Source organism: Streptomyces sp. NPDC048650 (assembly GCF_043199095.1).
Taxonomy (GTDB): Bacteria; Actinomycetota; Actinomycetes; order Streptomycetales; family Streptomycetaceae; genus Streptomyces.
In genome coordinates, this window is record NZ_JBICVM010000005.1 from 273142 (window position 1) to 292475 (window position 19334).

A 19334-nucleotide genomic window follows, 5' to 3' on the forward strand; every position below is an offset into this window, starting at 1 on the left:
CGCGTGCATGATGGAGCTACAGATGGTGGAGTGTGCGGGAAGCCTGCGGGCCCGGAGCGTCAGGCGGCGAATGCCAGGAATCGGCGGCGAATCCGGGAGGGGCCGGAACGCCGGGAGAAGGAAAGTCCGCGACGGCAGAGAATCCGTGAAAGCGGAAGAGCGTGAGCGCGGAAAGGCGTGCGCAGGGAGAGCCCTGGACGACGCCCCACCGCCCGCTGGGAACGTCGCCCCGAACTCCACGATGCTTTCGTCTCCCTGGCCTGCAGCCCGACCTGTCGGCCATGCCGCAGGAGACACCACGCCTGGTCGTGTTACGCGTGCTGAGTCCTTCCGGGCTTTGCCGGAATGCACCGCCATGCGAGGACTGCGGCGATCAGGTAGGCGAGCGCGCCGATGGCCATGCTGAGGCGTGTCCCCGCGTTGTAGTCGGTGGCGGTGGCCAGCAGGGTGCCGCCCAACGCTACGCCGGTGGCGCTGCCGATCTGGCGGGTGGTGTTGAACAGGGCGGAGGCGGTCCCCGAGTACGCCGTCGGTGCGGCGCCCATCACGGTGGAGGTGGCGCCGGTGAGGGCGAAGGAGGTGCCGAAGCCCGCGGCCATCATCGGGGCCACCAGCAGCAGGTAGGCCGGATCGACTCCCGCCACGACCCAGCCCGCCAGCCCCAGGGCAGCCAGCAGCATGCCGGAGACCACCAGGGGACGGTCGCCGGTGGTGCGGGCCAGCCGCCCGGACAGGACGGAGGCGAACATGGTCATCGCCACCGCCGGAAGGAGGGCCGCCCCTGTGCCGAGGGCGCTGAAACCGCGCTGGTGCTGGAAGTCCAGGCTGGTGGTGAACACCATGCCGTAGAACCCGAAGTTGAACAGCAGGCCGATCAGGGCACCGCCGCTCAGCGCACGTGAGCGCAGCAGGCTGGGCGGCAGGGCGGGAGACCGGGCCAGCCGCTCACGCACCGCGAGCGCCAAGACGGCCATCACGGACAGACCCAGCCCGGCGGCCACGACCGGATCGGACCAGCCCCGACGCCCGGCCTCGTTGAGCGCGGCCGTCACCAGCGCCACCGCCGCCACGACCAGGCATTGCGCCGGCCAGTCCAGGGTTCGGCCGGCGTGCCGGGGCGAGGCGGCCACATGCCTTAGCGTCAGCACCAGGCAGGCCACACCGACGGGCAGGTTGATGAGGAAGACCCATCGCCACCCCGCCGTGGACACCAGCAGCCCGCCCAGCAACGGTCCGGCGGAGGCCGCGATGCCCGCCATGGAACCCCACAGCCCGAAGGCCCGTGAGCGTGCGGCGGGCGCCGGGTAGGCCTGCTGGAGCAGGGCCAGGGAACCGGGCACGATCAGCGCCGCGCCGAGCCCTTCCAGCAGCCGGGCGGCAACCAGGAAGGAGGTGCTCGGCGCGAGCGCGCACGCGGCCGAGGACGCGGTGAACACGGCCACGCCCGTGCAGAAGACCCGCCGGTTCCCCAGCCGGTCGCCCAGCGCCCCGCCGGTCAGCAGGAAGCCGGCGAAGACCAGGGTGTACCCGTCGGTGATCCACTGGATGCCGGTGAGCGACGCCGACAGGTCCCGGCCCACCACCGGCACGGCGACATTGATGATCGTCACGTCCAGGATCACCATGAAATACCCGGCACACACCGCCAGCAGCGGCGCCAGGGACCGCCACCTGGACTCCGGGGCCGCCCCGGGAGGGGGCCCGGACACACCGCCGCCGGCCGTCGCAGCGAACCCCACGTCGCCCACTCCATCCCGTTCGCAGAGGACCTCTGCCAAAGAGAGCGGAGGGTGTGCACCGGAAGAAACAGCAAGGAACCGAAGAAACAGCAAGGAACCGAAGAAACAGCAAGGAACCCAAGAGACAGCAAGGCACTGAAGGAACTGGAGGAAACAGTACGGTGCGCATGGTTCACATTGCGGTAGCCGGGGTGTCGCAGCTCGCTTCTTGCCCGGAGGGAGGGGGTGATGCGTTCCTGGGGGTGCCGTGGCGTGTCGCCAGGCCGGAATTTCCGTATTCCAGTAAACAACCCATATAACGCGGATAAAATATCGAGAAAAAGGCTAAAGGCCGGCGGCGCCCTCAGCTCACGACGGCCGCCCGCCGAACTGCCAGCTGTGGACCTCTATGCCGGCATACAGACCCGAGGTGAGGACGGCGCGTGCCGTGTCCGGGTCCGGCGCCCGGACCAGTGCCGCCGTACCGAGCCAGATGGTGCCGTCGTCGGACAGCAGCGGCCCGTACGCGATCAGCTCGTCCCGGTCGGGCGGCACGGCGAGGTCGGCGCCCTGCCCCGTGCCCAGGCCGAGCACCAGGTAGCGGTTGCCACCCGTCCGGCCGGCGGGGGAATCCCACATGGTGCGCCCCAGCATGTTGCGCCACCGGCGCAGCAGCACGTCCCGGTACACGCCGGCCTGGTAGCCGGGCTCGTCGAAGGCGAACGCGCGGGCGGCGGCGGGATCCGGCAGGTCGACGATGTGCATGCTGCCGGTGGGCATGCCCTCGTCACCGGTGAGGGTGGGGCCGCGGGCGATCATCTCCTCCTCATAGCGGTCCATGTAGGTCCAGTGCTCTTCCAGCAACTCGTGGCGCAGTGCCACGGAGCCGGGCCGATCGCGGTGATAGCAGAAGAACTCCATGGCCACACTCTGCACCGAGGGGCGCCCCGGGCCCGTCGAGTTGCCGGAGGTCAGTGGTCCTGGGCACGCTGGACAGAGCGGCAACGGCCGTCCCACGACGGCCTCCCACGGCACTCGCCCGGCACCCGCCCGGCGGCCGGTGCGCCAGGTACCACCGCGCCGCTCGGGCAGCGGAACGGGCGACGGTGAGTGACGGTGCACGCCTCGCCGCCGCCCAGCGACTGGGCGGCGGCACATCGGCAGTGCCCGCGCGGCACAGGCGGGGCCGTCCGGCCGCTACGGAGCGGAGGAGCCATGGGGACGACGGAAACCTCCCGGGCAGGTACGGCGTGGCCGTCGCTGCGCGTCGCGGACTGGACCGAGACCCGCGAAACACTGCACATGTGGACGCAGATCGTCGGCAAGATCCGGCTGGCGCACGCTCCGCTGGTCAACCACTGGTGGCAGGTGACGCTGTATGTCAGCCCACGAGGTCTGACCACGTCCGCCATTCCGCACGGCGCGGGCGCCTTCGACATCGAATTCGACTTCGTCGATCACACGCTTCGCCTGCGGACCAGCGACGGCGGCGCCCGCCATCTCGCACTGGAATCCATGCCGGTGGCCGACTTCTACGGCCGCGTCCGGCGGGTGCTGGAGGAGCTGGGCGTGCCCACCACCATCCAGGGGCACCCGAACGAGGTGGAGCCGGCGACACCGTTCGCCGAGGACTACCGGCACCACACCTACGACCCGTCCGCCGCGCAGCTGTTCTGGCGCCAACTCCTGCACGCCAACCGGGTGCTGGGGGAGTTCCGGGCGAGCTTCGCAGGGAAGGTCAGCCCGGTCCACTTCTTCTGGGGAGCCATGGACCTGGCGTGTACCCGCTTCTCCGGACGCCGCGCCCCGCGCCATCCCGGAGGGGCGCCGAACTGCGGCGACTGGGTCATGGTGGAGGGCTACTCACATGAGTTGAGCAGCTGCGGCTTCTGGCCCGGCGGCGGGGACGAAGGGGCCTTCTACTCCTACGCCTACCCCGAACCGGACGGCTACGCCGACAGCCCGGTCGTCCCCGACGAGGCGTTCTACAGCCAGGAGAACGGCCAGTTCCTGCTGCCGTACGAAGCCGTCCGCACAGCCGGCGACCCCGACCGGGCGCTCTCCGGCTTCCTGCACAGCACCTACGAGGCGGCCGCCGAGCGGGCCGGATGGGACCGGGCCGCACTCGAGGTCGACCCGGCACGTTGGTCCCACGGCGCCCAGGCGAAGGGGTGACTCCGATGACGCACCGGGACGACTGGCCGGTACCCGCGCAGGGGCTGGTGCTGACGCACTTCCTGACCGTGCGCGATGTGGCGGTCTCGCGTCGCTTCTATGCGGACGTGTTCGGCGGGGAGGTGGTGCTGGCGGAGAATCCCTGCATCGTGAAGATCGCCAACGGCTGGATCATCATGAACCCCGGCGGCGGCCCCACCCCCGACAAGCCCGACGTCACCCTCACCGCACCCGAACCCGGCGATCCCGTCTCGTCCTTCCTCAACGTACGGGTGGCCGACATCGCCGCCTTCTACGAGCAAGCGACCGCCAAGGGCGCGCAGTTCCTGACCGAGCCCCTCGACCGCAAGGCCGAACTCCGCTGCTACCTCCGCGATCCGGACGGCCATCTGATCGAGGTGGGACAGGCCACCGGCATGCTGGAGGGCATTTTCGCGGATCCCACCGGCCCACCCGGCGGACAGGACGCGTGAGGTGCTCCGCACAGGAGGTGAAGACGTGGTTGTCACCCAAGGGAAGGACATGCCCAGGGGCAGCCGGGAGGGCCGCGTCGCGGAGTCCACCGGTGCGCATGCCGGCGGCCGGTCATGAGTGGTGGCGGCGGGCACCGGGCCATCGCCCGAGCCCTGTTGGACGGGTACGGCGAGACCTACGCCGAACAGTGCGGCATCAGGGTCCGGAACACCCCGCAGCCGCTCTACCAGGTCCTGGTACTGGCCGATCTGCTCAGTACACGGATCCGCGCGTCGGTGGCGGTGGCGTCGGCGCGAGCCCTGTTCGACGCGGGGATGAGCACTCCGCGCCGCATGCTGGACGCCACCTGGCAGCAGCGCGTGGACGCGCTCGGCGCGGGCGGTTACCGCCGCTACGACGAGAGCACCGCCACCCGGCTCGGCGAGGGTGCCACGCTGCTGCTGGACGACTACGGCGGCGATCTGCGGCGGATGCGGCAGCGCGCCGACGGCGATACCGGCACGCTGCGCCGAGCGCTTCAGGAGCTGCCCGGCGTCGGGCCCACGGGATCCGCCATCTTCCTGCGGGAGGTGCAGGGGGTCTGGACGGAGTTCGCGCCGTTCCTCGACCCGAAGGCCGTACAGGGTGCGGAGCGGCTGGGCCTGCCGGGTGACCGTACGAAGCTGTCGCGGCTGGTCACGGCGGACGAGGCCGCCGCGTTCGCCTCGGCGTTGGTGCGTGCGGCGCTGGACCGCGAGATCGCCGAGGAGGTCCGGGCGGCCGCTGCGGGCTGACCCTGCCGGCCGAGGCGACGGGGGCGTGTGACGCTCCTTCAGGGAAGGCGGACCGGGCCCGGCGCGTGCCCCGCCTCAGTCCGTCGCCTCCGCGAGCCGGCGCAGCAGCGGTTCCACCGCCGCGAGTTGGCGGACCTCCTCGGGGCGGAGCGCGGCGAGGCGGGTGGCGAGCACCTCGGCCTCGCCACGTGCGACGTCCGCCAGTGCGGCGGTGCCGCGTTCGGTGAGCAGAACGCGGCTGACCCGCTTGTCCTTGGGGTCGCCCTCGCGGCGGACCAGGCCCGCCGCCTCCAGCCCGAGGACCGTCGCGGTGGCGGTCGGCTGGGAGCAGGGCACCCACTGGGCGATCTCGCCGATCCGGGACGGGCCCTGCTGGGTGAGCAGGGCCAGCACGGCGATGTGGGTCAGCTGGATACTGCCCGCCGTGGCGGACCGGCGCAGGCTCCGGGTGAGCCGGTGCAGGGAGATCACCAGCTGCAGTGCCTCGTTGTCACCGATCGTCATCGCTCACCCATCGCCTGCCGGATCAGGTCAAGAGAGCGTAACGGTGGGGGAGTACATGTCCCACCACACGGCGAGATCGAGCGTCCTCTCCAAGCAGTGCCGGGACGCCTGGGTGATCTGCCGGGTGTGGTTGTTCACCGCGCGCCGCAGACAGTCGCGGTCGACGAGGTCGAACACCGGGTGCGAGGTCCGCGACAGCAGGTCCTTGGCGTGCTGCTGGAGCGCGACCGCGTACTGGGGGTCCTGGGTGGAGGGGTAGGGGCTCTTCACGCGGTCGTACACGGACCTGGGCAGCACATCGGCGGTGGCCTCGCGCAGCAGGCTCTTCTCCCGTCCGTCGAACGACTTCAGCGACCACGGTGCGTTGTAGACGTACTCGACCAGCCGGTGGTCGCAGAACGGCACCCGCACCTCCAGACCGACCGCCATGCTGGCGCGGTCCTTGCGGTCGAGGAGAATCCGTACGAAGCGCGTCAGGTGCAGGTAGGAGATCTTGCGCATCCGGAACTCGAAGTCGCTCTCGCCGTCGAGGCGTTCGACATCCTTGACGGCGGAGTGGTAGCCGTCCTGGATGTAGGCCGGCAGGTCGAGGGCGTCGGTGAGGCCGGGGGTGAGGATGTCACCGTCGTCGCCCATGTGCCGGGTGTGGCGGACGAGCCAGGGGAAGGTGTCGGCCCGGCGCGCCTCCTCGTCGAAGAACTGCTGGTAGCCGCCGAAGACCTCGTCGGCCGACTCGCCGGACAGGGCGACCGTCGAGTGCCGGCGGATCGCCTTGAACAGCAGGTAGAGGGAGGCGTCCAGGTCGCCCAGGCCCATGGGGATGTCCCGGGCCCGGATGACCGCGGCCCGTACCTCGGGATCGGCCAGTTCCGCCGAGTCCAGGACGATGTCCTCGTGTTGGGTGCCGGAGAGGCGGGCCACGTCGTGGACGTACGGGGTGTCGGGGGTGGCGCGCAGCTCGTCGGCCACGAAGTTCTCGGTCCGGCCGACGAAGTCGACGGCGAAGCTCCGTACCGTCTCGCCCACCTCGCCCAGTTGGCGTGCTGCCAGCGCGGTCATGGCCGAGGAGTCCAGGCCGCCGGAGAGCAGGGTGCAGCGCGGCACGTCGGAGACCAACTGGCGACGGACGATGTCGTCGAGCAGGGTACGGACCTGTGCGACGGAGGTGTCGCGGTCGTCGTGGTGCGCCTGGGTCCGCAGCGCCCAGTAGGTGTGCCGGCGCAGCCCGTTGCGGTCGACGGTGACCACCGTGCCCGGCTCGACCTCGTACATGCCGTCCCAGATGGCGTGGCCGGGTGTCTTGACGAAGGCGAAGAGCTCGCGGATGCCGTCGAGGCCGACGTTCCGCTTGGCGAGCGGGTTGGCGAGGATCGCCTTCGGCTCGGAGCCGAACAGCACGCCGTCGGGGGTCGGGTAGTAGGAGAACGGCTTGATGCCCATCCGGTCGCGGACCATGACGAGCCGCTGACGCTGTTCGTCCCAGACCGCGAACGCGAACATCCCGTTGAGCCGTTCGGCGACCGCCTCGCCCCACTCCAGGTAGCCGCGCAGCACGACCTCGGTGTCGGAATCGGTAGCGAAACGGTGGCCCCTGGAGGCGAGCTCCGCCTGCAGTTCACCGAAGTTGTACGTCTCGCCGGAGTACACGAGGGCGACCTGCGTCCCGTCCGCCCGCTCGGCGGTCATCGGCTGACGCCCACCGGGCAGATCGATGATCGCGAGGCGGCGATGGCCGAGCGCGGCGGGCCCCTGCACCCAGATGCCGCGGTCGTCGGGCCCGCGGCAGGACATCGTCTCGGTCATCGCGTCCACGGTCCCCTGCTGGGAGCGCAGATCGCGGTCGAAGGAAACCCAGCCGGTGATGCCACACATGCCATGTCCTCCTGATCCGACTCCGGAGCTGCCGGACACGACGAGAGGGCACGCCGATGCCCGATCGATGCCCGACCACGCCGTCGGAGGCAGTTGTATCGAGCATCTATGTAACGAGCGTGGTCCTCGGGCGCCGCTTCGTCAACCGGCCCGTCACCCGACCTGAGGCCCGAGAGCGCGCGCCGCAGCGTCCGGGAGGAGCCGGTGAGGGGTGCCTGAGCTGCGATGTCAACGGGTTTCGAGGCCCAGGGGGCAGGCCGGCGAACGGTTGCGCCATACGAGGAGGAGAGGACGCTTTACCCGATACGGCGGGGGAGCGGGCCCGCCTCGGGGAGGGCGCGTCAGCCGCTCCTGCGTCCGCCGCGCCCTGCCACCGGTACCTCAAGGGCGCGGGCGATACCCACCACACCCTCGTCGAGGCGCTGGAGGTGCCGCAGCACGCGGAAGGTGACGGTGCCCGACGTCGGGGCCGGGGCGCCGTCCGCCTCCAGCAGCGAGGCGATGCTGGCGCCGGACTCGACCTCGTCCTCGGTGTGCTCGTCCGCCACCCGTGCGGCGATGAGATCGATGTTGCGCGCGATGCGCCGGCCGACGCGTTCGAGCCGGGGGTCGGGGGTCACGGTCCTGCTCGCCGGCAGGAGTTCGGCCGTGGCCGCCAGGGAGCGGGCGTGATAGGCGCAGGTCTCCAGGAGCGCCACCAGATAGCGGGCGGTCTGCCGGCGCCCGCGCAGCGGCGTGATGGGATGCGTCAACGGCTGGGTGGAGTCGCGCAGATCGTTCAGGGCGGTGTCCAGGTCGCGGGCTCCGCTCAGCAGGTCGGCGGCCGGCCCGCCACTGAGCTGCGCCACCGCCGCGGACACCGACTCGCGCAGCCGGGTCAGGACGGTGCCCAGGTGCTCGTCCGTACGGCGGTCCGTGTGCACCGGCAGCACCAGTACGGCCGCGATGATCCCGCAGGCCGCGCCCAGCGCCGTCTCCTCGATGCGCAGCACCAGTGTGGCGAGGCTGTAGGTGTTGAGGAGGGTGTAGAGCAGGCCGAGCATCGCGGTGACGAAGAAGGACATCAGCGCGTACGACAGCGGTGCGGTGAAGAACATCCCGAAGACGCAGAGCAGGACCAGCGCGAACGCGGTCCAGGTGTGGTTGCCCACCAGGCCGGCGAGTCCGACACCGGCGACCACGCCGAGCGCCGTGCCCAACAGCCGGCGATAGCCCTTGACCAGGATCTCGCCCGTGGATGCGGTGTTGAGGAACACCACCCAGCAGGTCAGCACCGCCCAGTACCAGCGCTGGCTGGAGAGGAACTCGCCGCCGACGATGGCCAGCGCCGAACCCACCGCGACCTGGAACGCGGCCCGGGTGGTGGGCCGCTGCAGCCCGGTGCGGTCGTCCTCGTCCTCGTCCTCCTGCTCCGCTCCGACGATCGCGAGATCCTCGGCGTCGAACTCCTCCCGCGAACGTGTGGTGGCCGAGGTGTCGTCGGACTCGTCCTGCGGCCCGTCCAGCGCCAGCCGCAGGCCCAGGACGGCGCGTGCGGCCTCGCCGAGACCGCGGAAGGCATCCTGGACCGCCGGCGAGGCGCGGGGCAGGCTGTCCTCGTCGCGATAGCCGAGCAGCCTGTTCCGTACGTGGGCCAGCGCCGTGCCGCGGTCGCCGGGTGCCTGTCGCGCGACCATCAGGTGCAGCGCTTCGAGGTCCCGGCGCAGCGTGGCCACGGCATCGCCTTCGACGTGCATCCGGTTGACCGTGGCCGGTACGGGCGCATGCGGCAGATGCAGGGTGAGGGTGTCCGTACGCTCCGCACTGCGGGCGTTGAGCAGCATCATCCCCAGCCGTTCGGCGGCGATCTCCGCGTCCGCGACCCGGCGCTGCAGCAGCCCCGCGGTGGCCGCGTCGCGGGTTCCCTCCTCCAGGCGGCCCTGGATCATCAGCGCCGCTTCGTGCAGCCGGGAGGTGTGCCGCCGCAGGTCGTCCAGGACGCCGTCCAGCTGCTTCGGCCCGGCGTCCACAAGCTCCCGATGGGTGGCGACCAGCTGCGCGAGGCGTGCCCGGAACGCCTCACGCAGCCGGCCCAGGGTGCGTTCGGGGGTGTCGGGCACGATGGCGAACCGGGCGACCGCGCTGCACGCGAAGGCGAGGCTCAGGGTCAGGAACAGCTGCGGCAGGGCGGGCACGGTGGCTTGTACGAACAGCGAGACGAAGTAGACCTGGAAGCCGATCAGTCCCAGCGCCATGCCGCGGTCGCCGAAGCGGCGGGCGTAGACGGCGCCGAAGATCAGGGCGAGGAAGAACAGGTCGCCCGCGATGATCCTGCTGTGGAGCAGAGCGCCCAGCGTCACGGCGGCGAGCGCGACGGGCAGGCCGAGGGCGAGGGTGATCGCCTGGCCGCGCACCTCCTTCTCCCTGATGGCGAACGTCGCGACCATGGCCGCCATGGCGCCCGCGACCATGAGGGTGACGCCGGTGTGGAGCAGGGCGAGGGAGATGAGGGTGAGCACGATCGCACCCACCGTCCGCAACCCCGCCATCAGCCGCAGGAGCCCCGGGTCGGATGCCGCGAAGCGGTTCCAGGTGCGGGTCGCAGTTCGTCGTATCGCTGCCATCACGCTGCCGTACGCTCCCCATTCTCGGCATCGGCCGAGGTCATGTGCGCCGTCGGCCGGGGCACCCCCAGCATTGCACGACGCCCCTCCGGGGCCGGCGTCGGTCGCTTCGCGGTGGTACGTCCGGACCTCACCGGTGTCGCTGCCCGCCCCGCACCACTCGGCGGTGCCGGTCGCCCGGGACCGTTGGGCGGTTTCGGCCACCCGACGTCTGCGACGGCGGGTGCACCTGACGCCCCGTCGCGGGAGCGGACGGCGACACCCTCCGGGCCGGCCTCCTCAGCCGATTCCCGCGGACGGGCCCGAGCGGCCGTCCTCCTCGGCGGCCTCGTAGGCGGCGCCCGCCACGGCGAGGTCCTCCCACGCCATGCCCACGCTCTTGAAGAACCTGGGGCGCGCCGGGTCCGCGGTCGCGACTCCGGTGGCCAGGTCGGCGAGCGGCACCAGCGAGGTCGGGTCGAGCCGGCCGCTGTCCAGCTCCGGGATGAGATCGCCGGCCTCCCGCGCGGCGGCCGCCCGGGACTCGACCACGACCGTGCAGCGGCGGACGGTGGCGCTGTCCACCTCCCGGCTGTCGCGTTCGTGGGATCCGACCGCCATGACCGTGGTGTGGGGCGCGAGCAGGGTGCCGTCGAACAGCGGCGTTCTGGCGGTGGTGCAGCAGGCGACGAGGTCGGCGGTGGCGACGGCGGTCGGATCGCCGGGTTCGACGGTGAGTCCGGTGTCCCGGCGGGCGGCTTCGACGAACCGCTCGACGTTGGCGGGCGTCCGCCCCACGACGGTGACATGGGTGAGCGGGCGGACCACCCGCAGCGCGTCCAGGTGCCCACGCGCCTGGGGGCCGGTGCCGAACACCACCAGCCGGCGGGCGTCGGGTGCGGCGAGCAGGTCGGCGGCGAGGGCGGACACGGCGGCGGTGCGCACGGTGGTCAGCGCGATCCCGTCGAGCAGCGCCACCGGAGTGAGCGTCGGGGCGTCGAACAGCAGGTACTGGCCCTGCACGCGGGGGAGCCCGGCGCCCGGGTTGTCCGGCGCGACGGTGGCGATCTTGACCCCCGCGTACCGGTTCCGGTGTGCGGGCATCAGGAGCAGTTGGCCGTGCTCGACGGGCACGATGGTGCGCGGCGGGTCGGACTCGGGATCCGTCCCCGCTCGCAGGGCGGCGCGCAGCGCGTCGATGGCCGCGGCCATCGGCAGTGCGCTCAGGAGGCCGGTCTCGCTGATGATGCGGGGAGCTGTCATGGGGCGAAGCCTTCGGGGGAGAGGCGCTGGGGACACGGTGGCAGGGGCGGCGCCGGCGGGTCGTGCGCGGCCCGACAGGGTGGGGGAACGGAGCTCATGGCGACGAGTCTGCCCCAGCGGGGTGCGCCCCTCACCCCGTGCCGTCGTCGGCGGCGCCGGACTCCGTCTCTTCGCCGTCGAGGGCGGAACGGCCACTGCGTCGGACGATACCGAGGCGGCGGGACCGGGCGGCCGGTGGATGGCTTCCGCCGGGTGAACGCTCATCGCGCACACCGCCGTACCCGATCCGAGCCGTCCGCGGGGGAGGCGTGCCGGAGCACTGGTCAGGCGCGGCGCTCCTCCCCCGCGGCACTCCCCCCCGCGGAGTCAGCAGGCGCCCAGGTCCTGCCAGACTCCCGAACCGCCGGTGGAGGGCGCCTCACCCTGCGTCCACCATTTCGCCTTCCAGGTGTGGCCGTTGTACGCGACCGTGTCGCCGCCCACGTAGACCCTGCCGGCGCTGTACGCGTCGGCGGTGCAGCTGCCGTTGCCCGGTGGTGTGGTGGGCGGTGGTGTGGTGGGCGGTGTGGCCCCGGCGAACCTCACCGAGTACGTGGTGAAGTCGTACGCGCCCTGCGGAACGCTGCTGCACGTACCGGACGTCTTGCCGTTGTTGTCCGGCGGGGAGCACTGGCGGTCCCGGTTGACGGACCAGTTCGTGAACCGCGCCATGTGGTGGGCGGTCGCGAAGTCCAGCACCGTCTGGAAGTCGGCCTGGGTGAAGTACTCACCGGTGTCGCTGCGGCCGTTCATCTGCGAAACGCCCTCGTGGGCGTAGGCGGTGGCCTCGTCCCAGCCGAAGGTCGACCGCAGGAGGGCGTTGAAGTTCGTCAGGGCCGCGGTCTGTGAGGCGGCGCCGTTGAAGCCTCCGTCGAAGGGCATGATCGAGAAGTTGTCCGGGGTGAAGGACTGGGACTTGGCCTCGCCCAGCATCTGCTTGCCGAACCATCCGGTACCGTCGGCCGTCCCGGCGGTGGTGACGGAGAGGTAGAGGCCCGGATTCCGCTGCTGAAGGATCTTGGCGGCCCCGATCTCGTTGTGAATGGCGGCGGTGTTCTCGTACTCCGGCTCCTCCAGGTCGAAGTCGAGCGCCTTGAGGCCGTACTTGTCGACGACCTGCTGGTACGCGGCGGCCGTCGCCTCGGGTGTGGCGCAGCTCTGTCCGAGCTTGGTGCCGCCGTATCCGCCGATGGAGGCGGACACGTCGCCGCCCTTCGCGCGGATCGCGGAGATCACGCCGGCGACCGCGGTGTCCGACCCGACCGGGTTGGTGCCGCCCCATGTCGGCGAACAGCCACCGGCGTTCGGCGCCAGGATGAAGGCGAGCTGGAACGCCTTGAGGCCGGTGGCGTCCATCACGGCGCCCGCGTCCGGCGGGTCGTTGTCGAGCGGCATGAGGTAGGGCGCAGCCGCATACCAGTTGTTGCCCACGGCCTTCGGGGCCGGGGGAGCGGCGCGGTGTCCGGCGGCCACAGCCGTGCCGGCCGCCGCGAGCGCGAGGCAGGCCGCCGAGACGGCGGCGGCGAGAGATCTGATGTTGCGAGGTGGCACAAGCCCTCCCACGAACCGAAGGTGGTCCAGACCAATTGCCCCATAGGGTGACCCCTGGCCACGAGCGCGTCAACACTTTGGACTGGACCAGCGCCGAACGGAACTGCCCGCACCCGGTTCGGCGTTGGGCCTCTCCGCTGGGGACCCCGGGGCGCGGGACCCGCGCGCCGACGGCCGCCGCACGGCTACGAGTCGGCGTCGAAGGGCTCGATGCGCGCGATCAGCAGGGCGACGTCGTCCGGGTCGTCGGGGCGCCGGAGTTCGCGAAGCAGCCGGTCGCAGGTGGCTTCCAGCGTCCGGTCGGGCGCATCGAGCAACTGGCGCAGGACTTCCAGCCGTTCGTCGATGGCGTGGTGGCGGGTCTCCACCAGGCCGTCGGTGTACAGGACCAGTTGGTCGCCGGGGGCGAGCGTGAAAGTGGTGGTCTCGAAGGGGACGCCGCCGACCCCGAGCGGCGTGCCGCTGGGCAGGTAGAGGAGTTCGGGGGGCCTGCCGCGGCGCACGAGGGCCGGGGGCAGGTGGCCGGCGGTGGCGATGTGGCACTCGGCGCGGTGCGGATCGTAGGTGGCGTAGACGCAGGTGGCGATGTAGTGCTCCAGCCCCGAAGTGATCTTGTCAAGGTGCTGGAGCACCTGGGCGGGGTCCAGGTCGAGATCGGCGAAGGCGCTGGTGGCGGTGCGCAGCCGGCCCATGGTGGCGGCGGCGTCGATCCCGCTGCCCATGACGTCGCCCACGACGAGGGCGGTCTTGTCGCCGTCGAGGGGGAGGACGTCGTACCAGTCGCCGCCGATCTCGTACGTCGCCTGCGCGGGCCGGTAGCGGGAGGCGATCCGCAGCCCGGGGAGCGACGGCGGGTGATCGGGGAGCAGGCTGCGCTGGAGGGTCACGGCGGCGGAGCGCACGCTCTGGTGCGAGCGGGCGTTGTCGATGCACACCGCGGTACGCGACGCCAGCTCGGCCGCGAGGGCGAGGTCGTCCTCGTCGAAGGGCACCGGATTGCGGGCGCGGCTGAGGCCCAGAAAGCCGAGGATGCGACCGCGGGCGGTGAGCGGGACCAGCATGTAGGAGTGCACCCCGGAGGCGGCCAGCAGCGCGGCGGCGCGGTCGTCGCGGGCGATCCGCGCCAGGTCCCCCACGTCGGCGTGCGAGATCAGGATCGGGCGGCCCGTGCGCACGCACTGGGTTGCCAGGCGGTCGGCGTCGTAGGTGGCCATCTGGCCGGGGGGATCGACGGCGCGGGCGGCGTCGGTGGGGTAGGCGGCCTTCACCGCGAGGGCGCGGAAGGTCGCGGGGCCGTTCCTGCTGGCCGGACGGTGCTCGTCCAGGACGGAGTCGAGCACATCGACCGTGACCACGTCGGCGAGCTCGGGAACGGCGACCTCGGCCAGCTCCCGGGCGGTCTGGCCCACCTCCAGGGTGGTGCCGATACGGACGGAGCCGTCGGCGATCAGCGCCAGGCGCCGGCGTGCCTCGGCGGCCTCCATGGCGGACTGGTACCGGTCGGTGACGTCCACCACCAGGTCGGCCACGCCCAGGACGCGCCCCTGAGGGTCCTCCAGCCGGTACAGCGAGATCGACCAGGCGTGCTTGTGCGGGTCGGCCGGGGTGTGGCCGACGATGGTCGCCTGGTCGACCATGGGCACCCCGGTCTCCAGGACCTTCCGCATCGCGGCCTCGGGCACCGCGAACTTCGCGGATCTCATGATCTCGCGGTAGTGCCGGCCCAGATGATCTTTCGCGGGGATGCCGTGCATCCGCTCCAGGGCCGGGTTGACGGCCACGTACCGCAGATCCGTGTCGAGCATTGCCAGCCCGATCGGGGACTGCGAGATCAGCCGGGTGGACAGGGCGACGTCCCGCTCCACCTCGCGCAGCGTCGACGAGTCGGTGGCGAGCCCCAGGGCGTAGAAGTCGCCGCGGTCGTCCAGCAGCCGCATGTTGCGCAGCTCCACCAGGCGCGCGCTGCCGTCCTTGTGGCGGACGGGGAACACCCCGCCCCAGCTCTGCCCGGTCTCCATGACCTCGGCGAACTTCTTGATCACGAGATCCCAGTGCGTCCGGTCGACGAGCAGCGGCGCGGCGGCCTGCCCGAGCGCCTCCGCGGCCGTGTAGCCGTACAGGTCCTCGGCCTGCGGACTCCACAGGACGATCCGCCCCTCGGCGTCCACCAGGACCGCGGCGACGCCGAGGAGGTCCAGCAGCCCGCTCGGCTGCGACCTCTCCTCCGGCTCCCCGGCGTCCGCCGGCGGCCCCTCGGCTGCGCTCACCCGGGCCCTCCTTCCGCGCGACGGACCGTGTGGGCAAGTGCCCCCGCGCCGGTCCGTGGCGGCCTGCCCCTCGTACGGTGAGAGTGCTTCGGCTTCCATGGTCCCTCTGGACGGGCCGACCGCCCACCTCAGGCCCTCCGGCATCGGTCGGGCCCGGCCGCCGGCGGTTGCCCCAGGGCTCCCACGGGGGCCGGGCAGCGCTACCGGAGGAAGGCTCCGGACAGGTGCCCGGCCGCACCGGCCCCCGTCGGCGCGGGACTGCGCGGCCGCCGGGCCACCCCCGGCATCGCGTCAGAGCGTGCGCGCGAAGAGTTCCAGCAGGTCGCGCCAGTGCCGCTCGTCCGCCTCGGCGTCGTACGCGGCGGTGTCGGCCTGGGTGTATCCGTGGTGGGCGCCTTCGTACAGTTCGCTGCGGTAGCGCACGCCCGCGGCGTCCAGGGCCTGCTCCAGCTTCTTGATCTGGTCGGCCGGCATCGACGAGTCGTGGTCGGCGTGGCCGAAATACAGCTCTGCCGTGATGCGGTCGACGAGCCGGTGCGGGCTGTCCTCGGCATCCGTGGCCAGACGGCCGGCGTGGAAGGCGGCCGCGGCCGCGATCCGGTCCGGGAAGGCCGCGGCGGTCCGGACCCCGAGCATGCCGCCCAGGCAGTAGCCGGTGGTGCCCACCGGGCCGTCGGTGACCAGGGGCGAGGCGGCCAGGTGGGCCAGGTAGGCGCCGGCGTCCCGCATCGCCGGTTCGGGAGTGAGGGCCTGCAGGAGGGGGGTGAGCTGCGCGAAGATCTCCGGCCGCTGGGAGGGGTCGATGTGATCGGGCAGCTCGATCACCGGGGCGCGCCCGGAGCGGTAGAAGACGTTGGGCACCAGCACGGTGTAGCCGTGCTCGGCCAGGCGCCTGGCCATCGCCTTCAGCGAGGGGCGCAGCCCGAAGGCGTCCATGTACAGCAGCACCCCGGGATGTGGCTCGCCGTCGTCGGGGTGGGCGAGATAGGCGTCGGCGACACCGTCCGGCGTGGGGATGTCCAGGGCCATATCGCGCACGATCGTCATGTCCGTACCTTTCATCGGGCTCCCCGGCGGCGCACGAGAGGCGGCCGCCCGTCCGCCGGATGCCACGGCCGGCGGACTCCCCCACACTAACCACCCACCCGGACAGGACCCGTTGTGGGATGGGGCGCCCCGCCGAGCCCCGGGCAGGGCCACCCGCGCCGGCTCGCCACCACCGTCCTCACGCCATGCGACCAGGCACGCCCTGCCGCGCCTCAGCGCAGGAAGTCGAGCAACAGGCGGACCATCTCCTCCGGTCGCTCCTCGAAGATCCAGTGTCCGCTGTCGGCGATCACCTCGCTCCTGACGTCGGTGGCGTACCGGCGGACCTGATCGGGTACGGCCTCGCCGAGGCTCTCCTCGGCGCCCACGGCGAGCACCGGCACGGTCAGCGGTTGCCCGGCGAACTCGCGGTTGTCGGCCACGTCCTGACCCAGCGCCCGGAACCATTCGAACCCGGCCCGCAGCCGGGCCGGGTCCGCGAGGTGCCGGGCGTACTCGCGCACGGCGGCGGGCTCGGTGGCCCGGTCGTGGTGGACGGCGAGCCAGGCGATGAACTTCTCCACCCACACCTGCTCCCGGCCCTGGACCATCGCCTCCGGCAGCCCGTTCTCGAGACCGAAGAACCCGAAGTTCCAAAAGCCCGGGCCGGACGGGGTCAGCGACGGGAACCGGTAGATGCCCGGGTCGGGGATCGGAGCCTCGCTCAGCACCAATTTGGCCACGCCGTCGCGGTACTGCGCCGCATACGCGTAGGCGACCATGGTGCCGATGTCGTGGCCGACCAGGCTGATCCGCCGCTCCAGGCCGAGGTCGCTCAGCAGGGCCCGCAGGTCCTGGGCCATCGTCTTCTTGTCGTAGCCGCCGGCGGGCGCGCTCGATCCGCCCGCCCCGCGCAGCGCCGGTGCGATCACCGTGAAGTGCTCGGCCAGCGCGGGCATGACGGCCCGGTACTCGTACCAGGTCTGGGGGTAGCCGTGCAGCAGCACGAGCGTCGGCCCGTCGCCGTCCCGGACATACTCGATGGTCTGGCCGTTGACGTGGGCCGAACGGGGCGAGGGTGCGGTCATGGGGCGAACGTACGCGGCCTCGCGGGCCGTCACCGGGCTCGTGCGCATGTCGCCGGCGGACTTGCTCCGCCCGTGTGTACGCCGCCGGCCGGGGGAGCGTTCGTCGTTCCGCCCGGCATCGGCGCTCCCCCGGGACGGCCGCGCGGCCCGGGCGCCGGACAGCGCCTGCGGCCGCCCCGGACAAGGCCGAGGGCCGGACCCGTACGAAAGGGGTCCGGCCCTCGGCTCGGGGCGGTGCTCCAGCAGCTACTTGGTGAAGCCGATGTGCTCGTAGACCGGGTCGGTCATGCCGAGAGCGCCCATGTTGGCGAGGTTCTTCTTGATGGCCGCGATGTCGGGGCGCTGGTAGAGCGGCAGGACTCCGGCGATCTGCCACGCCTCGGCGTCGGCCTGGTTGGCCTGCTCGAGCGCGCCGGCCGGGTCGGCGGCGTTGGTGCTGGCCGCGTTGAGCAGGCCGTCCAGCTTCTTGTTGCCGACCCTGGAGTAGTTGTTGCCGCCCTTGGAGTTGTAGACGTTGGTGGATCCGCTCGCGGGGAACGGCGTGCCGAGCAGGGTGTAGGGCGTCACGTCGAAGTCGCCCGGGCTGATGTACTTGTCGAAGAAGTCGTTGGTCGGCACCGTCTGGACCTGCAGCTTGACGCCGATCTGCTGGTACATCTGCGTCAGCATCGACCCCTCGTTGGTGGAAGCGGGAGTGCCGGACGGGATGATGAACCGCAGGGACAGCTCCTGGCCGCCCTTCTTGCGGATCTTCCCGCTGAGCTTCCAGCCCGCCTCGTCCAGCAGCTTCCCGGCCGCCTTCGGGTCGTACTTGCCGAGCTTGCCGCCGTTGTCCTGGTACCCCTTCTGGTTGCCGACGAAGAGGTGGTTGTCCATGGTGGCGGGCTTCCAACCCAGGCCCTTGAGGTCCGACTTGGCGATCGTCTCGCGGTCGGTGGCCATGAAGAGCGCCTGACGGACCTTCGGGTCCTTGAGCTTGGCGCTCTTGCCGTTGAACGTGAACTGACGGTAGTTGGGGCCGCCCGCCTCACGGATCTCGCCGGCCGACACCTTGGACGCCTGCTTGTAGGCGGAGGCGTTGCCGCCGACGTCGAAGTAGTCCACCTCACCGTTGGCGAAGGCGCCCGGCATCGACGCCTGGTCCATCGCATGGAAGACGATCTTGTCCAACTTGGGCTTGTCGCCCCACCACTTCGGATCGGCCACCACCGTGATCGTCTTGGCGGACTTGTCGATGCTGCCCAGCTTGAAGGCGTTGCCGGTGACCGGGATCTTGTTGACGTAGGCCGTGTTGAAGGTCTTCGCGTCGGACACGTACTTCGCCGGGTACAGCGGCTGGTTGGTCGCCGCGTTGAACATGCCCTTCCAGTCCGCGAACGGCTTGTCGAAGGTCATGACGGCCTCGTGGTCGTCCTTGCCCTTCCTGACGTCCGCCACCTGGTCGAACCCGACCGTGGACGTCACCTTGAACGCCTTGTCGTGGCCGTCCAGGGCACGGGTGTTGGCCGCCACGTCCTTCCAGGTGATCGGCGTGCCGTCGGACCACTTCGCCTTGGGGTTCAGGTGCCAGGTCACGACCTGCTTGCCCTTCACGGTCCTGGAGTCGGCGCCCAGCAGGTACGCCTTGTTCGGGGACTGCTGGGCGTGCGCGTCGGTGTGCCAGAAGCTCGGCATGAGGGCCTTCATCACCTCGGTGGGGCCGGTCTGCAGACCGTCGATCTCGACGATGTTCCACTGGGTGGCGAACGTCTGGATGGCCCAGTTCATCGTCCCGCCCTGCGTGAGCTTCGCGGGGTCGGTGGCCTTGATGTTCAGGGCGGTCGACTTCTGCGGGGCCTTCTCCGCCGCGTCGTCGTCCGAGCCGCCACAGGCGGTCAGTGCCGGTGACGACACGGCGAGGGTCGCGACCAGGGCGAGTGGATATCGGGAGACCTTCACGAGTTCCTCTTCCTCGGTGGCCGCGGGATGCCGGCCACGGATGTGTGGGAGTGCAGTGGACGTG

Annotated in this window: 14 protein-coding genes; 3 read left to right on the forward strand and 11 right to left on the reverse strand. The window is 71.4% G+C overall.

The features are described from left to right. Positions 1-311: 311 nt before the first annotated feature. Positions 312-1739 carry an MFS transporter gene (locus ACGFML_RS16445; RefSeq protein WP_393544209.1) on the reverse strand — a complete coding sequence of 476 codons (1428 nt, stop codon included), beginning with the start codon at positions 1737-1739 and terminating at the stop codon, positions 312-314. A 348-nt stretch (positions 1740-2087) separates the two neighbouring features. Then, complete coding sequence (locus ACGFML_RS16450; RefSeq protein ID WP_393544211.1) at positions 2088-2639, reverse strand: YciI family protein; 552 nt, start codon at positions 2637-2639, stop codon at positions 2088-2090. 294 nt (positions 2640-2933) lie between these two features. On the opposite strand from ACGFML_RS16450, the gene ACGFML_RS16455 reads away from it, so the two are divergent. The 3 genes from ACGFML_RS16455 (at position 2934) to ACGFML_RS16465 (ending at position 5140) form a co-directional block, all read left to right on the forward strand. Next, positions 2934-3893, forward strand: coding sequence for a DUF5996 family protein (locus tag ACGFML_RS16455; RefSeq protein WP_393544213.1), 960 nt, complete (start codon positions 2934-2936; stop codon positions 3891-3893). A gap of 5 nt (positions 3894-3898) precedes the next feature. After that, a complete protein-coding gene (locus ACGFML_RS16460; RefSeq protein ID WP_393544214.1) occupies positions 3899-4366 on the forward strand; it encodes a VOC family protein in 468 nt (155 codons plus the stop codon). A gap of 114 nt (positions 4367-4480) precedes the next feature. Further along, the gene (locus tag ACGFML_RS16465; RefSeq protein ID WP_393544217.1) at positions 4481-5140 is read left to right on the forward strand and encodes an endonuclease; all 660 of its coding nucleotides are present in this window, start codon (positions 4481-4483) and stop codon (positions 5138-5140) included. A 75-nt stretch (positions 5141-5215) separates the two neighbouring features. Here ACGFML_RS16465 and ACGFML_RS16470 read toward each other — a convergent pair whose 3' ends face one another. From ACGFML_RS16470 to ACGFML_RS16510, 9 genes are all read right to left on the reverse strand, one after another. Then, positions 5216-5644: a MarR family winged helix-turn-helix transcriptional regulator gene (locus ACGFML_RS16470; protein ID WP_393544218.1), complete on the reverse strand. Its 429-nt coding sequence runs from the start codon at positions 5642-5644 to the stop codon at positions 5216-5218. Between the two features lie 27 nt (positions 5645-5671). Continuing rightward, positions 5672-7516 carry an asparagine synthase (glutamine-hydrolyzing) gene (gene asnB / locus ACGFML_RS16475; protein ID WP_393544220.1) on the reverse strand — a complete coding sequence of 615 codons (1845 nt, stop codon included), beginning with the start codon at positions 7514-7516 and terminating at the stop codon, positions 5672-5674. 341 nt (positions 7517-7857) lie between these two features. Then, on the reverse strand, positions 7858-10119 hold the full coding sequence (locus tag ACGFML_RS16480; protein WP_393544222.1) for an FUSC family protein: 2262 nt from the start codon (positions 10117-10119) through the stop codon (positions 7858-7860). A 279-nt stretch (positions 10120-10398) separates the two neighbouring features. Then, on the reverse strand, positions 10399-11361 hold the full coding sequence (locus ACGFML_RS16485; protein WP_393544224.1) for an ornithine cyclodeaminase family protein: 963 nt from the start codon (positions 11359-11361) through the stop codon (positions 10399-10401). Between the two features lie 366 nt (positions 11362-11727). After that, positions 11728-12951 (reverse strand): carbohydrate-binding protein, encoded by a 1224-nt coding sequence (locus ACGFML_RS16490; RefSeq protein ID WP_393544226.1) that lies wholly within the window; start codon positions 12949-12951, stop codon positions 11728-11730. Positions 12952-13136: 185 nt separating this feature from the next. Next, positions 13137-15218 carry a SpoIIE family protein phosphatase gene (locus ACGFML_RS16495; RefSeq protein WP_393544228.1) on the reverse strand — a complete coding sequence of 694 codons (2082 nt, stop codon included), beginning with the start codon at positions 15216-15218 and terminating at the stop codon, positions 13137-13139. A gap of 291 nt (positions 15219-15509) precedes the next feature. Further along, complete coding sequence (locus ACGFML_RS16500) at positions 15510-16265, reverse strand: dienelactone hydrolase family protein (RefSeq protein ID WP_393544230.1); 756 nt, start codon at positions 16263-16265, stop codon at positions 15510-15512. Positions 16266-16477: 212 nt separating this feature from the next. Further along, positions 16478-17332, reverse strand: a complete 855-nt coding sequence (locus ACGFML_RS16505) for an alpha/beta fold hydrolase (RefSeq protein ID WP_393544232.1) — start codon at positions 17330-17332, stop codon at positions 16478-16480. A gap of 246 nt (positions 17333-17578) precedes the next feature. Beyond that, positions 17579-19270: an ABC transporter family substrate-binding protein gene (locus tag ACGFML_RS16510; protein WP_393544234.1), complete on the reverse strand. Its 1692-nt coding sequence runs from the start codon at positions 19268-19270 to the stop codon at positions 17579-17581. Between the last annotated feature and the right edge of the window lie 64 nt (positions 19271-19334).